13 protein-coding genes are annotated in these 15,867 nt (G+C 69.1%); 7 read left to right on the top strand and 6 right to left on the bottom strand.

All coding sequences use genetic code 11. From position 1 onward, the window contains the following. Nucleotides 1–13: 13 nt before the first annotated feature. Genes AC04ME_RS14040 through AC04ME_RS14025 form a run of 4 tightly spaced genes read left to right on the top strand, consistent with a single transcriptional unit; the run spans nt 14 to nt 4,019 of the window. A complete protein-coding gene (locus AC04ME_RS14040; RefSeq protein WP_079112453.1) occupies nt 14–874 on the top strand; it encodes a branched-chain amino acid ABC transporter permease in 861 nt (286 codons plus the stop codon). Continuing rightward, on the top strand, nt 861–2,633 hold the full coding sequence (locus AC04ME_RS14035; protein WP_475435558.1) for a branched-chain amino acid ABC transporter ATP-binding protein/permease: 1,773 nt from the start codon (nt 861–863) through the stop codon (nt 2,631–2,633). Before AC04ME_RS14040 ends, AC04ME_RS14035 begins: the two co-directional genes overlap by 14 nt. Beyond that, on the top strand, nt 2,630–3,322 hold the full coding sequence (locus AC04ME_RS14030; protein WP_042542124.1) for an ABC transporter ATP-binding protein: 693 nt from the start codon (nt 2,630–2,632) through the stop codon (nt 3,320–3,322). Before AC04ME_RS14035 ends, AC04ME_RS14030 begins: the two co-directional genes overlap by 4 nt. 46 nt (nt 3,323–3,368) lie before the next feature. Continuing rightward, nucleotides 3,369–4,019, top strand: a complete 651-nt coding sequence (locus tag AC04ME_RS14025; RefSeq protein WP_367821309.1) for an HAD-IA family hydrolase — start codon at nt 3,369–3,371, stop codon at nt 4,017–4,019. Nucleotides 4,020–4,315: 296 nt separating this feature from the next. On the opposite strand, the gene AC04ME_RS14020 is transcribed toward AC04ME_RS14025, so the two are convergent. From AC04ME_RS14020 to AC04ME_RS14010, 3 genes are all read right to left on the bottom strand, one after another. Further along, nucleotides 4,316–5,980 carry an HNH endonuclease signature motif containing protein gene (locus AC04ME_RS14020; RefSeq protein ID WP_475435556.1) on the bottom strand — a complete coding sequence of 555 codons (1,665 nt, stop codon included), beginning with the start codon at nt 5,978–5,980 and terminating at the stop codon, nt 4,316–4,318. A gap of 376 nt (nt 5,981–6,356) precedes the next feature. Next, nucleotides 6,357–7,172 (bottom strand): SDR family NAD(P)-dependent oxidoreductase, encoded by an 816-nt coding sequence (locus AC04ME_RS14015; protein WP_042541621.1) that lies wholly within the window; start codon nt 7,170–7,172, stop codon nt 6,357–6,359. 110 nt (nt 7,173–7,282) lie between these two features. Beyond that, a complete protein-coding gene (locus AC04ME_RS14010) occupies nt 7,283–8,089 on the bottom strand; it encodes an SDR family NAD(P)-dependent oxidoreductase (RefSeq protein WP_228385663.1) in 807 nt (268 codons plus the stop codon). Nucleotides 8,090–8,274: 185 nt separating this feature from the next. On the opposite strand from AC04ME_RS14010, the gene AC04ME_RS14005 reads away from it, so the two are divergent. The 3 genes from AC04ME_RS14005 to AC04ME_RS13995 are packed head-to-tail and all read left to right on the top strand — an operon-like array spanning nt 8,275 to nt 12,253. Beyond that, nucleotides 8,275–9,732: an APC family permease gene (locus tag AC04ME_RS14005; protein WP_079112448.1), complete on the top strand. Its 1,458-nt coding sequence runs from the start codon at nt 8,275–8,277 to the stop codon at nt 9,730–9,732. A 36-nt stretch (nt 9,733–9,768) separates the two neighbouring features. Further along, a complete protein-coding gene (locus tag AC04ME_RS14000; protein WP_079112447.1) occupies nt 9,769–10,608 on the top strand; it encodes a molybdenum cofactor biosynthesis F family protein in 840 nt (279 codons plus the stop codon). 1 nt (nt 10,609) lies between these two features. Beyond that, a complete protein-coding gene (locus tag AC04ME_RS13995; protein ID WP_475435553.1) occupies nt 10,610–12,253 on the top strand; it encodes an amidohydrolase in 1,644 nt (547 codons plus the stop codon). A 78-nt stretch (nt 12,254–12,331) separates the two neighbouring features. On the opposite strand, the gene AC04ME_RS13990 is transcribed toward AC04ME_RS13995, so the two are convergent. The 3 genes from AC04ME_RS13990 to AC04ME_RS13980 form a co-directional block, all read right to left on the bottom strand. Continuing rightward, a complete protein-coding gene (locus AC04ME_RS13990) occupies nt 12,332–13,795 on the bottom strand; it encodes a GMC family oxidoreductase (RefSeq protein WP_475435552.1) in 1,464 nt (487 codons plus the stop codon). After that, entirely contained in the window at nt 13,792–15,237 is a 1,446-nt protein-coding gene (locus AC04ME_RS13985; protein WP_475435550.1) for an aldehyde dehydrogenase family protein, read from the bottom strand. The genes AC04ME_RS13990 and AC04ME_RS13985 overlap by 4 nt, the downstream gene beginning before the upstream one ends. A 148-nt stretch (nt 15,238–15,385) precedes the next feature. Beyond that, nucleotides 15,386–15,823 carry an Lrp/AsnC family transcriptional regulator gene (locus AC04ME_RS13980; protein WP_042541627.1) on the bottom strand — a complete coding sequence of 146 codons (438 nt, stop codon included), beginning with the start codon at nt 15,821–15,823 and terminating at the stop codon, nt 15,386–15,388. Nucleotides 15,824–15,867 lie beyond the last annotated feature (44 nt).

Raw genomic sequence — 15,867 nt, 5'->3', positions numbered from 1 at the left:
GAAAGGACGCCTCATGCTGCAAGGCGCCATCGCCGGTCTCGCCGCCGGCGGTCTCTATGCGGTCATCGGAGTGTGCCTGACTCTGATGTCACGTCTCGTTCGTGTCGTCAACTTCGCCCAGGCCGCGACCGGGATGTTCGGCGCCTTCAGCGCCGTATGGTTCGTCAGCGAACTGGGGCTGCCGATCTGGCTCGGCTCCGCGCTCGGCGTCCTCATCGGCGGGGTGCTCTCAGCCGCGATCGGATGGATCGCCGCGACCTGGCTCTCCGAGGCCTCCACCACCACCCGATCGGCGATGACCGTCGGTCCCCTGCTGCTGCTGATCTCGATGTCGTTCATCCTGTTCGGCAACAAGCCGCAGCCCTTCACGCCGATCATCGCCGGTCCTGCGTTCTCCTTCGGCGGGGTCGTGATCAGTCAGGTGACCATCGCCACAGTCGTCATGGCGATCGTGACGGCGGTCGCGGTGCGGATCGTCCTGCGCCGAACGAGGGTCGGCACGCAGCTGCGCGCGCTGTCGGAACGCCCGACGACCGCCGAACTCCTCGGCATCCGATCGCGCCCGCTGTCGATCGCCGTGTGGTTCGTCACCGGCGTGATCAGCGCGATCGCGATCATGATCGTCGCGCCGTCGCAGTCGAACGACGCGACCAGCCTCGCGATGCTCATCGTCCCCGCCGCAGCCGCCGCGCTGCTCGGGGGCTTCCGCCGACTCGATCTCGCCGTCGTCGGCGGAGTCGTGCTCGGTGTGCTCGGCGGTCTCGTCGCGCAGATCGACGAGGTCGCGCTCGTGCGCAACTTCCTCCCGTTCCTGTTCATCGTCGTCCTGCTCCTGTGGACGCAGCGCAAGGAGGTGTGGGATGCCGCTCGCTGATCGTCCCTGGTTCCGTCTGTCCTGGCCTCTCGCCGTCGCCGCCGTCGCGGTCGGGGCGGGTGCCGTCCTGAGCACGGCGCTTCCCGGCTACTTCGTCTTCCTCGCGATCAGCGCGGTCGTCGCGGCCATCGCGATCCTGGGACTCGGCATCGTCACCGGGTCTGCCGGAATGATCGCGCTGTGCCAACTCACCTTCGCCGCGGTGGGTGCCTGGATCGTGTCCCTGCTGAACGTCATGCAGGCCCCGGGCGGGTTCGTCGTCTGGCTCGTGGTGGGCGGCATCGCGGCGGGCCTCGTCGGCATCCTCGTCGGTCTTCCGGCGCTGCGGCTGCGCGGTGTCAACCTCGCCGTCGTCACCCTGGGATTCGCCGCTGCCGCAGACGTCACCCTCGTGCAGATCCAGTTCCCGGGCTCCGCCGACGGCACGGCCGTCGAGCGCCCCACGTTGTTCTCGAACGACCGAGAGTTCTTCTTCCTCTCGGTGGTGGTGCTCGCCGTCTGCGCATTGGGCGTGTTCTTCCTGCAGCGCGGACGCTGGGGCTCGAGCTGGAAGGCCGTCGCCTTCTCGGAACGCGGCACCGCGGCTGCCGGCCAGAGCGTGCAGAGCGCGAAGCTCACCGCGTTCGCTGTCTCGGCCGCACTCGGCGGCATCGCCGGCGGGCTGCTCGCCGGTCAGGTGCAGCTTCCGTTCGCATCGAGCTTCACCCCGCTGCAGTCCCTCGCCCTCTACGTGCTCGCCGTCATGTCGGGAGCGCATCTGATCGACATGGCGATCCTCGGCGGCATCCTCTGGGTGCTGGTCCCCGAACTTCTGAAGCGCTGGGGAGTGCCGCAGGACTGGGCATTCGTCGTCTTCGGAGTGCTCGGCGTGCAGGCGATCACCAGCGGAACCAACCTCGGGCAGGGCATCCGCACCCTCCTCTGGAAACGCGCGGATCGCAAGACGGCGTCGGCGACCCTGACGGCGCTGCCTCCGGATGCCGAAGCGGGCGACATGGTCATCACGACCACGACCACCGCGACCGTCGACGAGCGCACGCTGGACGGCGCACCCGTGCTGACGGTCGAGGGGCTCACGGTGCAGTTCGGCGCGCTCAAGGCACTCGACGACGTGTCGTTCCAGGTGCCCGCGGCGTCGATCATGGGGCTCATCGGCCCGAACGGAGCGGGCAAGTCCACCTTCGTCGATGCGATCAGCGGGTTCCTGCCGAAGCACGGAGGGCGGGTGCTGCTCGGAGATCGAGACCTGGCCGGCCTCTCGCCCACGCGTCGCGCACGACTCGGTCTGCGCCGCACCTTCCAGCAGGACAGGGTGCCGCCGGCGCTCACCGTCGGCGCATACGTCAGGTTCGTGGCGCGGCGGCGACTGGCTGCCTCCGACATCGACGAGGTGCTGGAGTTCTTCGGATGCCCCCCGGCGCGTGCGCGTCTCTCGAGCATCGATGTCGGCACCAGACGGCTCGTCGAGGTGGCGGCGAACGTGATCTCGCGGCCGCGACTGCTGATCCTCGACGAGCCGGCGGCCGGCCTGTCGCACGATGAGCACCTCGCTCTCGCCGCGAGACTGCGTGAGCTGCCCGCTCGCTACGGCGTTGCGCTGATCATCATCGAGCACGACCTGGATCTGGTGCGCTCGGTGTGCCCGACGCTCACCGTGCTCGACTTCGGTCGGGTGCTCGCGAGTGGGCCGCAGGCAGAAGTGCTCGCGAACCCCGAGGTCGTGAAGGCCTACATGGGAGAGACGGAGCTGCTGAAGTGAGCGAACTCGTGCTGAATTCGGTGACCGTGAGTCGCGGCGCAGGACCCGTGATCTCGGACGTGAGCCTGACGGTCAGAGGTGGAGAGGTGCTGGCCCTGGTCGGACCGAACGGAGCGGGCAAGACGAGCCTGATCGAATCGGTGTCCGGCGTGACCCCGCACTCCTCGGGGTCGCTGATGCTCGACGGCGAGCCGATCGACAAGCTGTCCCGGGTGTCGAGGGCGCGCCGCGGCATCGTGCACATCGAGCAGGGGCGAGCCGTGTTCCCGTCGCTGACGGTGCGCGAGAACATCTCGCTCACTGCGCGGACGCCTGCGGAACTGGATGCTGCGCTCGCGCAGTTCCCCGAACTCGAGAAGCGCATCGACTCCCCCACCGCGCTGCTGTCCGGTGGCGAGCAGCAGATGGTGGTGCTCGCCCGTGCGTTCGCCGCGAAGCCCCGGATCCTGTTGATCGATGAGATGTCGCTCGGGCTCGCGCCGGTGGTCTTCATGCGGCTCATGCCGATCGTGAAGTCGATCGCCGAATCCGGCGTCGGCGTGCTGCTCGTGGAGCAGTTCACGCAGCTCGCCCTCGGGCTCGCTCGGGAGGCCGTCGTGGTCGCCGGCGGCCGCGTCTCTTTCCAGGGCACCGCAGAGGAGTTGAAAGAGGACTCGCAGCTGCTGCATCGCGCGTACCTCGGCGGGTGATGGTCGGTCGCCTCGGACTCCGGCTGCTGCGCAGTAGCCTGAGGGGATGACTGAGACCATCAGCGCCCGCGCCGTCCTGCTCGACATGGACGGCACTCTCGTCGATTCGACCGCCGTCGTGGAACGGCTGTGGCTGGAGTGGGCCGCGCCGCACGGAATCGACCCGGCGACGGTGCTGCATGTCGTGCACGGTCGCCAGGGACATCAGAGCATGGCGATCATGCTTCCGGAGCGGGATCACGAGATCAACATCCGAGAGAACGCCGTGATGCTGGCGAACGAGAGCAAAGACGTCGATGGCGTCATCGCGATCGAGGGCGCCGACGTGCTCCTCGAGGCTCTGCGCCCCTATCCGCATGCGATCGTGACGTCCGCCGACGTGACGCTGATGAACGCCCGCATGGGCCAGGCGGGGCTCACGGTGCCCTCGCTGACCGTGACCGCAGAGAGCGTGTCGGCATCGAAGCCGGACCCTGAAGGCTTCCTGCTGGGTGCGAAGCTGCTCGGCATCGACCCCGCCGACTGCGTCGTGTTCGAGGACTCCGGCGCGGGTATCCAGGCCGCCCATGCTGCAGGGATGCGGGTCATCGGCGTGGGCTCTCACGCGACGTCTCATCAGCCGACCTTCCACGTCGACGACCTCACGCAGGTGGCCGTGGTTCCCACCGCTGACGGGTTCGAGCTCACCGTTCGATGATGCGGTGGCGTGGGCACGGCGGTGACGCAGTGACCCGCTGACGCTGCTGCGGCGAGTGCAGGACTGCGGGACTGCCGGACTGCCGGACTGCGGCGCTGCGGCGCTGCGGCCTGCGGCGCTGCGGCGCTGCGGCGAGACCATCACATCGGGAGATCATCGCATCGGCAGTGCGGCGTGACGCCGCTCCGACGACGCGCTGAGACCCGACACGTCGGAGGCGCGCGAGTAGCTCCTCGGCGGAGCACCGTTGAGGCGTGCTCTGACCGTTCGTGGCGGTGTGGTTGATTTCGCCCATATCATCCGGCGCGGGCGAAGCGCGCGGAAACTTTGAATTGCGCTGCACTGAGTCGTGGGGTGCGCCATCGCTGGCCGGGGTCCCACCATGCCGGGCCGCGGACCTGTGGGAGGCCGTCGTTCATCCGGATCTCCCATCCGGAGGTGCCGAGGGAGCGGTGGTGCCACCAGCACAACGGCACACCGTTATCCGTGTGCGTGGGGCCGCCCCTGGCGTGTTCGGTGACGTGGTGGATCTCGCACCATGAGGCGGGGACGTGGCATCCGGGGATCAGGCACTCCTTGTCGCGGGCGATGATCGCCCGCCGTTGGTGCACGGTGAAGATCCGATCCGTGGTCGTGATCCCGATGATCCGCCCCTCGTCCATGAGCACGCGCTGGATCGCTCCTGAGCATGCGATCTGCGCGGCGACAGAGACGGGAACATGGGCGCCGGATCCTGGGATCGTCGCCCACCCACCATTGCCACTCGCTCCAGACCCAGCGCCCCCGGCGGCGACACCTTCGGAAGCGGCACCCCCGAAGGCGGCTCCTCCGAACGCGGCGCCTGTGGGGCCGGGGGCATGAGTGGAGTGGGTGGCGAGGTCGTTCGCGTCGACGGTGACGACGACGACCGGTGATGCACCGCCGAGGGTGGGCATGTCCTTGTGCCGGGCCGCGATCCCGAGCGCTGCGGTCAGGGCGTCGTGGCGTTTCTGGGCCGCGGTGCGGTCGTCGAGCACAGACCGCGGGTCGGAGTTGAACGGGTCCTCCCCCGCATCCGTGTCAGCGTTCGAGCTCGCACCAGCACCAGGACCAGGACCAGGACCAGGAGAAGAGTCGGCGTCGGGAGAATCGGTGTCGGCATCGGTGCCCCCGGTCGGGGCGAAGAACACCCCGGGCATCGGCGGCCCGTCGCCCTTGGGGTTGAGGATCGCGTCCAGGATGAGCTGCAACTGGGCCGCGGCGTCCGGGGTCAGGTAGCCGCGGATCGCATGCATGCCGTCCTTCACCCGGCCGATCGTGATCCCCCGACGACGCCGCGCGTCCTCGTCTTTCGGTTCCTCACCATCCGGATCGAACATCGACGCGAGATCCTCCGCCAGAGCCTTCAGATCCTGCGCCGTCGGAGACGGACCCGCCGCATGCTCGTCCACGTCCGGGTCGTCCCCGGTCGAGTCGTCGCCGGGTTCCGCCTCGAGGCTGTGACCGCGGGCGCACCCCGCCAACGCGACATCCGCCGCCAACCGCTGATCGACCGTGAGCCGATCCCACACCTTCTCGATCGGTGCCGTCGCGGCGAGAAACCCCGCGACCCCGACCACCCCGTCCAGCAGGGCGAGCCGCATCTCCGCCCACTGCGCCGGCATCCTCTCCCCCGCCAGACTCATCGGCCGCCGCACCAGATCGACCACCCTGTCGACCCGGGTCGCACCCCGCACATCCACACCCACCGTCCGCTGCAACAGCTCATTCAGCCCCCGGCACCCCGCCGAATGCGGAAAGTCGCCCGGATCCCCCGTCGCGATCGTCTCCACGATCACCGCCTCGGCACGCCGGAACACCGCCCCCGCCCCCTGCAACACCGCAACCCGCTCCGCATCCGACAACCCCGCCAGAGCGTCGTCGGACAGCACCGCGTCGAGGTCGGCGACGACCCGATCCAGAAGCTCCGCAGTGCTGTTCATACCCCCCAGTCAACCGGGGACCACCGACATTCGAGACCCGCACAGTCCCGAATTTTTCCTAGGTCAGGAGGGAATTCCAGTCTTCCGGGATGCTGCTCAACGACAGGGGGCGGCATAGCACCGCTCGCCCGACACAGGTCGGCACGCACAGCCGGCACGGCACGCACGGCCGGCACGACACGGCACGACACGGCACGACACGGCACGGCACGGCACGACACTGCACGGCATTGCACGGCATTGCACGACGCCACATGGCACGGCCGACCCAACCCTGCCCTGCCCCGTCCAACCCAACCCAACCCAACCCAACCCAACCCAACCCAGCCCAACCCAGCCCAACCCAGCCCAGCACCGAACACCGAACAGATGCTCCCTACATCCCCGCCCGATCGAACGCGATCGTCGGCACATCCACCACGTGGGATCCGCCGTCCGCCACGATCACGGCACCCGTGACGTACGACGACTCCCCCGACCCGAGGAACCGCACGACCGACGCGATCTCGGCGGGGCGAGCCGGTCGCTGCAGCGGCACGTCCGCCGTCACGGTCGCATATGCCTCCTCGCGCGACCCGAGGCCCGCCTGCGTGGCGAACTCGTCCATCTCGTCGTCCGCCATCGGCGTCTGCACCCACCCGGGGCACACCGCGTTCACGCGCACACCCCGTCGTCCGTAGTCGCGGGCGAGGGTCCGCGTCAGACCGATCAGAGCATGCTTGCCCACCGTGTATCCGGCCACAGACGGCCCGGCGAAGAGACCGGCGAGCGACGACACGATCACGATCTGCCCCTTCGCCTCGATCAGCGACGGCAATGCCTCCCGCGCCATGACGAACGCCGTGGTGAGGTTGGCGCGGATCGCCGCGTCCCAGCTGTCGTCGTCGGTGTCGGCGACGGGTGAGAACCCGTGTCCGCCGGCGTTCGCGACCAGCACGTCGAGCCGCCCGAAGGTCGCGAGCACCTCAGCCACCGCAGCCTGCGCGGATGCCGTGTCGGCGGCGTCCGCGACGATCGGATGAGCGCCCACCGCATCCGCCACGGCGCGCAGCGGCTCAGGCCGCCGCCCGACCACGACGACGTGAGCGCCCTCTGCGGCATACCGTTCGGCGACCGCCGCGCCGATGCCGGTTCCGCCGCCGGTGATGACGACGACGTGCCCCGAGACCGTCGATCCGACTGCAATGCCCATGTCTGCTCCTGTTCCTGATGCGCTCCCGCGCAGTTAACGCGCTCCCGCGCAGTTCACGCGCTCACGCGCAAGTCCACGCGCTCACGCACCATCCGCTGCCCCCGAGGTCATCAGGCGGGGAATCCTGATCGGGCCGAATACCCGAAGTCGCTGACGATCGTCGTGCCGTTGATCGCTCCACTGCGTCGTGACACGAGGTAGAGCACGTGAGAGGCGACGTCTTCGGGCGTCTGCACCGCGAACGATGGATCGACGAACGCATCGGCGCCGAGGTCGCCCCGACTCATCGGCGTGTCGACGATCGACGGCGCCACCGTGTTCACTCTGATGCCGTCTCGGGCGAGATCCACCGACAGCGACCGGCCCAATTGGACGAGCGCCGCTTTCGACGCGCAGTACGGCGCCATGCCCGGCGATGACACGAACGCGGAGTCGCTCGCGAGCAGCACGACGGATGCGGTGGCCGAAGCGCGCAGCGCGGGGAGCGCCTGCGCCAGCACGAGGAACGCGCCCGTGACGTTGACGGCGAACACCGTGTTCCACTCGAGCAGCGAGATCTCATCGATGGGCGACCCGACCGGGCCCGAGATCCCGGCGCAGCAGACGACAGCATCCAACCCACCGAGCTCTTCGACGGAGGTCGAGACCGCATCCGCGACCTGTGCCTGGTCGGTGACATCAGCCACGCGCACCACGGCGTCATGGCATCCGCGTGCCGTCTCAGCGAGCGCAGCACCGTCGCGATCGAGCAGGGCCACACGCACCCCTTCCGCGGCGAGCGCGAGCGCCGTCGCACGCCCGATGCCGCTCGCTGCTCCCGTGATCAGCGCGGTCGTGCCGCTCAGCTGCAGGTCCATGATCTCCCCCGAGACTCCGCGGCAGCGCCGGGCGGCGCTCCTCAAGGACGGCGGTGTCATCACGGTCATCCTGCTCCGCCGTGCGCAAGCCGGGAACACGGCATGGACGGCTGTGCGCGCTGGCACCATCGTCCTTCGCTCAGGGTCAACCGCCGGACTCGCGGCGCGAGCAGACTCGCTCTATCGACGATCCCCCTCATCCTCGATGCCGTTCGACACGGCCGTCACCCAGCAAAGGAGCCGACGTGGCAGACCCGATATCTGCGTCCACGACGCAGCAGGACCACACCTCTCTTCGACCCGGCGCGCTCGGCGTCGCCGGGATCGTCTTCCTCGTGCTCGCCGCCGTCGCACCGCTGACGGGCATCGTGGTCGTCGCCTCCCTGGCGATCGCCCTCGGAAACGGTGGCGGCACACCGATGGCCTTCTTCCTGGTCGCCGCGATCCTGCTGCTGTTCGCCGTGGGATACGCGCAGATGTCGAAGCAGCTCGTGAACGCCGGCGGCTTCTATGCCTTCGTCGTGAAGGGTCTCGGCCGCACGGGCGGTCTCGTCGCGGGCCTCATCGCCACGCTCGGCTACAACTTCTTCGTGGTCGGCACGATCGGCACCAGCGGCTTCTTCATGCAGAACATCATCCGTGACCTCACGGGCCTCGACGTGCACTGGCTGATCTGGGGTCTGCTGTCGATCGTCGTCTGCTTCGTGCTGGCGAGGGTCGGCGTCGACTTCAGCTCCAAGATCCTCGGGGTGTGCCTCGTGCTCGAGGTGCTGATGCTCGTGGTCTTCGACGTCTCGGTGCTCGTGCAGACGGGATACGACGTGGCCGCCTTCAGCCCCGAAGCCGTGTTCTCGGGCTCCCTGCCGATCGGCCTGCTCCTGGCCGCGACAGGCTTCCTCGGTTTCGAGGCGACCGCCCTGTTCAGCGAGGAGGCGAAGCAGCCGCTGCGCACCATCCCGCGCGCGACCTACACCTCGATCATCGCGATCGGCGTGATCCTGGGCGTCACCACGTGGGCCGTCGTGAGCGCGACCGGCGTCGCGCAGGCACAGACCACGGCTCTCGAGCACCTGCCGACGGGCGACCTCATCTTCACCCTCTCGCAGCAGTACCTCGGCGGTCCGCTGACCACGGTGATGATGATCCTGCTGCTCGTCAGCCTGTTCGCGGCGATGCTCGCGTTCCACAACTCCGCCACGCGCTACCTCTACTCCCTTGGGCGCGCGCGGATCCTTCCGCATGCACTGGCCCGCACGCGACGCAACGGCGCCCCGCAGATCGCGGGGATCGTGCAGGCCTCATTCGCCGCGATCGTGGCGATCATCTTCGCGATCGCCGGTGCCGACCCGATCCTCACCCTGGTGCCGGCGATGCTCGGCTTCGGCACCCTGAGCGTGTTGATCCTGCAGGGACTCGCAGCGATCTCGATCGTCGTGTACTTCCGTCGTTCCCGTGACCCGAGGTGGTGGAGCACGTTCATCGCTCCGGGCATCGGATTCCTCGGCATCGCCGCGATCTCGGTGCTCGCGATCGTGAACTTCAACATCGTCGCCGGATCCGAAGAGCTCGCCATCCGCCTCATGCCGCTGCTGCTCGTGGTGGCTCTCATCGGCGGGATCGCCTACGGCGCCTATCTGAAGCGCTCGAGGCCCGCCGTGTACGAGGGCCTCGCATCCGACCTCGAGCGATTCAGCGACCGCTGACGCTCACCCGACCCGCACCCCATCTCGAGGAGAGACATGACGACTCTGAACCCCGCCGACACGTCCACCTGGCTTCCGCTCGAGGGCCTCGCCCCCGGGTTCGACGCCAACAAGGCCCCGCACACGACCGCGCTGAGCGGTCGGGAGATCACGGTCGTGGATGCGCGCGGAACCCGCATCTCGCACCGATTCGCCGACACCACGGTCACGTGGGACTACCGCCCCGGTGCCGAGGATTCGACAGCGCCGGCATCCGACACCGACGACTACGAGGCCTTCGAGGTCGATGACGACCTGTACTTCGTGCAGTTCCACCACAGGTACCTGCCGAACGAGGCCGTGTCGCTCGTCGTCGACCTCCGCCACGGGCGCGCCCTCGCCGTCATCTCGGTGATCCTGCCTGCGCCGGAACAGGGGCGCACCCGCGTGCAGCACGTGTTCGCGCCGAGCATCATCGAAGGCGCGACCGTGACGGGCGCCGAGCCCGCCCCGGCGACGACTCTCATCGGGCGGCGGGTCGAGTGGGTCTACAGCGAGGAGCACGCATACGAGCACGTCTACCTCTCGGAGCGCTGGTACTCGTGGCAGTGCCTCGCCGGCCCCGAACGAGGTCTCGCCGACACCGACGAGAACAGCGTCTGGGAGGTGCGCCCCGGCATCTACATCTTCGCGTGGCGCGAGAAGGTCATCCCGTGCGCGTCCGTCACGATCGCCGACCACCGCGATGTGAACGCGATCCGCTCGCACGGCGTGCTGTTCGGACTCGACGAGTCGGGCGAGGTGCCGACGCACTTCACGTTCGGCGCGCACGGCAGGCTGCTCTCGACGACGCATCACGCAGAGGGTCTCGAACCCGCCCTGTTCGGAGCCGTCTGAGATGGTGTCGGCCGAGCTGATCGTCACGGGCTCGGTGATCCGCACGGCGGATCGCCGGAAGCCGGTCGTGGAGGCGTTCGCCGTGCGCGACGGCCGGATCCTCGGCGTCGGGACCAGGGCCGAGATGCAGGCGCACCGCGGGCCGGACACGCGGATGCTGGACGTCGGCGACGCCGCGGTCTACCCCGGTTTCGTCGATGTGCACAACCATCACGCCATGGCCGGCCGCACCGAGCTGTTCGAGCTCTCGCTGCCGCCGTCGCTCGCTCTCGACGACATCCTCGACCTCGTGCGCGACAAGGCGCAGACGCTGCCGCCTGACGCGTGGATCGTGGGCGGCCCGGTGTCGACCACGCTGCTGCCGACCCTCGCCAACACTGCGACCAGGCAACGTCTCGATGAGGCGGCCGGAGGGCGACCGGTGGTGCTGGTCGAGGACTCGAGGCACAACAGGTGGGCGAGCACCCGGGCACTCCAGCTCGCCGGCATCACCGCCGACGGCATCCCCTCCGCCGGCGTCACCCTGCTCGATCCCGACGACGGGACACCGACCGGGGTGCTGCTCGAGGCCGCGGGCATCCCGGTGCAGGAGGCCTACGACCGCAGTGGCGGGCTGACGGCCGAGCAGCACATCGCGGCGTCGCGCCGCGGCGTCGAGATCCTCAACTCCTTCGGCATCACGACGTTCCAGGATGCCGGGGTGTCGACAGACATCCTCGCCGCGCTCGCGGCACTCGACCGGTCTCAGGAGCTCAGCGCCTGGGTCGTGTCGTCGCTGCTGATCAACGACGAGATCTTCGGGTTCGATCCGATCGGCGCGGCGCTCATCGACCTCGGCGAGCAGTACCGGACTCCGCACCATCGACCGGACTTCGTGAAGATCTTCCTCGACGGGGTGCCTCCCGCGCGGACGGCGTCGTTCCTCGAGCCGTACGTGGCGGATGCCGTGCACGGCGCCCACTTCCACGGTGAGACGACGATGGACTTCGACGAGCTGCACACATGGCTGCGCTCGGTCGCGGAGCGCGGACTCGGCGCCAAGGTGCACTGCACGGGTGACGGGTCGGCACGACTCGTGCTGGACGTCGCCGCACGCATCCGCGCCGACGGCTTCACCACCCCGATCCAGATCGCGCACGGCCAGTTCCTCGCCGCGGACGACATCCCCCGGTTGCGAGCCCTCGATGTATCGGCCGACATCTCGCCGTTCATCTGGTTCCCCGGTGTGATCCCCCAGGCGCTGGCCGAGGTGCTCGGTGATCGAGCCGAGCATTCGCAGCCCAACCGCGCCCTGATCGATGCAGGAGCGCTGGTCGCCGGCGGTTCCGACTGGCCGGTGAGCGAGTCTCCGAACACGCTCGAAGGACTGCAGGGACTCGTGACGCGCGCCGACCCCCTCGGTCGCGCACCCGGCGTCCTCTGGCCCGAGCAGGCGATCACCGCCGAAGAAGCGCTGGAGGTCTTCACGATCAACGCCGCGACCGCGATGGGTCTCGGATCGGAGACCGGGTCGCTCGTGCCGGGCAAGTCGGCGGACTTCGTCGTGCTGGCCCGTGATGCGATCGCCGGCCCCGCCGACGAGATCGTGCACACCCCGGTGCGCTCGACGTGGTTCGCCGGTCGCGAGGTCTACACCGCGGGCTGACAGACACGCACGCCCGACGAGACGCCGAAGCCCCCTCCTGCACTTCGCAGGAGGGGGCTCTTCGCGCGTGCACCCCCGTCAGCGTCCGAGCAGCAACCTCGCCCCGAGCTCGCCGATCATCGCGGCGGGCGCATTGGTGTTGCCCGTCGGAACGGTCGGGATCACCGAGGCATCGATCACGCTCAGCCCCTCGAGGCCGCGGACGCGCAGCAGTGGATCGACGACCGCGTCGGCATCCGACCCCATCCGGCAGGTGCCCACCTGGTGGTGGTAGGTGATGGCGGTGCGCCGCACCCAGTCCTCGATCCCCTCGTCCGGCACGTCGGGGCCTGGATACACCTCGGTCGCTCCCCACGCGTCGGCGAGCGCCGGCTGCCCGCCGATCCGACGGCACTGACGCACGGATGCCGCGAGCGAGGCGACATCCCTCTCGTCCGCGAGCGCAGCGAGGTCGATCAGCGGAGGGTCGGCGAGGTCGGGACCAGACAGGGTGAGCGTGCCCCGGCTGTGCGGCGTCACGAGGCCGGCCATGAGCGTGAATCCGTCGTCTCCGCGAGGTTCGAGGTCGCCCCACATCGGCACCGAGAAGTGGATCGGCTGCGTGTCGGGCTCTGCGAGGTCGTCGTGACTGCGCCAGAAGAGGTGCGACTGGGTGACCGAGACGCCGGGCTGCGGCGGCCCCACCGGCCGCTCCGTCGTGAAGACGACCGGAGAGAGCAGGTGGTCGTGCAGGTTCCTGCCCACGCCGGGCGCATCGACCACGACCGGGATGCCGAGGGCTGCGAGCTCGTCGGCGGGGCCGATGCCGGAGCGGAGGAGGATCACGGGCGATCCGATCGCACCGGCGGACAGCACGACCTCGTCGGCGAAGACATCCTCGGAGTCGACCCCGGATCCGAGCCGGACGCCGACGGCACGACCCTCCTCGACGATCACCGAATGCACCTCGCGTCCGGTGAGGATCGTGAGCCTGTCGGCGACGGGCTGGGCGTAAGCCATCCACGTGTTCACCCGGCGTCCGTCGCGGATGGTCACCTGCTGCTGGGAGACGCCGTCGAGGGTGCCGCCGTTGTAGTCGGGATTGCGGGGCAGCCCTTCTTCGACCGCCGCGTCGATGATCGACGCCTGGATCGGCGAGAGCTCGTACTTGTCGGTGACGGGCAGCACGTCGTGCTCGAGCGCGTCGAAGACGGGTTCGACGGTGCTCCACCCCCACCCGGTCGCGCCCGCGCGCTCCCATGCGTCGTAGTCGGAGGCCGCGCCGCGCACCCAGATCATGGCGTTGAGCGCGTGAGACCCACCGGTGACCTTTCCGCGCGGAAGATGCAGCCGGCGACCGCCGGCGTGCTCCTGCGGCACGGTGAAGAAGTCCCAGTCATCGGCCGAGTGCCAGAGCTCCCCCGCCCTCGACGGGTCGTGGATCGCGGGGTTCGAGTCGTACCCTCCGGCCTCGATCAGCGTGACCTCGACTCCCGCATCCACCAGCCGTCGTGCGACGATCGCTCCCGAGGTCCCTGCCCCGACGACGATCGCGGACTTCATGCCTGAGCCTTCCGCCCCGGACCCGAGACGACCTGGGTCACGGCGACGGACTTGAGCCCCTCGACGCCGAACTCGAGGCCGTAGCCCGAACTCTTCACCCCGCCGAACGGCACCATGGGATGCAGCCCGCCGTGCGAGTTGACCCACACCGTGCCCGACTCCATGCGCGTCGCCGCCTCGCGAGCGGCCTCGGGGTCGCTCGCCCAGACCGATGCGCCGAGACCGACGTCGACCGAGTTGGCGAAGGCGAACGCCTCGTCGACGTCGCTGTACCTGATCACGGGAAGCGCGGGTCCGAACTGCTCCTCCTGCACGAGGGCCGCGCCGTTGTCGATGTCGGCGACGATCGTGGGCCGGTAGAACAGCTCGCCGAGTTCGGGCGCCGCCTCGCCGCCGGTGACGACACGGGCGCCGCGGCCCTTCGCGTCCTCCACCAGCCTCGACACGATGTCGAACTGGGCGCGATTCTGCAGCGGACCCAGCACGTTGTTCTCGTCGAGCCCGTTGCCCATCGGCACGGATGCCGCGATCTCGGCGAGCGCGTCGACGACCTCGTCGTAGACCGAGTCGTGCACGTAGAGGCGCTTCATCGCCGCGCACGTCTGACCGGTGTTGATGAACGCCCCCCAGAAGAGATCCTGGGCGATCGCCGACACCTCGGTGCCGGGCAGCACGATGCCTGCATCGTTGCCCCCGAGCTCGAGGGTGAGGCGGGCGAGGTTGCCGGCCGAGCTCTCGATGATGCGGCGCCCGGTGGCTGTCGATCCGGTGAACATGATCTTGTCGATGTCGGGGTGCGAGGCGAGGCGGGCGCCGACCTCGCGGTCGCCGGAGACGCCGATGAGCACGTCGGCCGGCAGCACGTCGTTCATCACCGCCAGCATCGCGAGCACGCTCAGGGGTGTGTACTCGCTGGGCTTCGCGACGACGGTGTTGCCCATCCGCAGCGACGGACCGATCTGCCAGACGGTGATCATCAGCGGCCAGTTCCACGGACCGATCGCGCCCACGACCCCGGCGGCCTTGTAGACGAGCTCGGCATGCAGGGTCTCGTCATCGACGAGCACCTGCGACTCGATCGGGATCGTCGCGTTGGTGCGCAGCCACGCCGAGCACGCACCCAGCTCGAAGCGCGCGTTGGGGCCGTTCAGCGGCTTGCCCTGTTCGCGCGAGAGGAGGTGCGCGAGCGCTTCGGCGTTCGCGTCGATCGCATCGGCGGCGGCGATCAGCAGCTCGCTGCGCTTCGCGTGCCCGAGGGACTCCCAGCCGGGCTGCGCGGCCCGCGCCCGCGCGATCGCCTCGTCGAGGTCACCGACCGAATGCTCGGGGGCACGACCGATGACGTCACGTGTGGCGGCATCCGGGATGTCTCGTCCGGCGCCCTCCGGCGCCTGGATGCGGTCGAGCAGCGCGGTGGCTGCGGATGCGGCGGATTCGGACATCGGGACTCTCCTTCGAGCGGGACGCGTGCCAAGGAACTGGCGGTCGTCTCATTGTCGGACGCCGTCGGGCGGCCCACTTGTCGAGGAGTGCGCCGCAGATGTCCGAGTGCGAAGGGATGACCTCGGCGTCCCCCGCTCGGACACCGGATCAGACGAGGGTGAAGTCCTCGAAGATGAGGGTGGTGCGGGTGGACCTGATCGACGGGATCGCCTGGATGTCCTCCAGCACGATCCGACGGAGGTCGCGCGCGTCGCTCGCTCGGACGAGCAGGATCACGTCGAAGTCTCCGCCGACGAGTGCCATGTGCTCGATCTCGGGGATGGCGCGGAGCCGGGCGCTGACCTCCTGCCACGTCGCCTGCTCGATCGCGAGCGTCACGTATGCGCTGGCGTGGTGGCCGAGCAGCACCGGATCCGTGCGCACCGAGTATCCGGTGATGATGCCCGCATCGGTGAGGCGCTTGATCCGCGCATGCGCGCCCGCCCTCGAGATGTGCACCGCTTCGGCGATGGCGGTCATGGACGCACGCGCATCGGCCCTCAGCTCCGCGAGGATCGCGTGGTCGGTCTCGTCGAGCGTGATCATGGAACCCCTTCGTCCGTGCCTGAATTCTGACATTTCGTCGTACG

This window comes from Microbacterium sp. LjRoot205 (assembly GCF_056175745.1).
The sequence above is the reverse complement of the archived record's forward strand: the minus strand, read 5'-3'. Positions and strand labels throughout refer to the sequence as shown.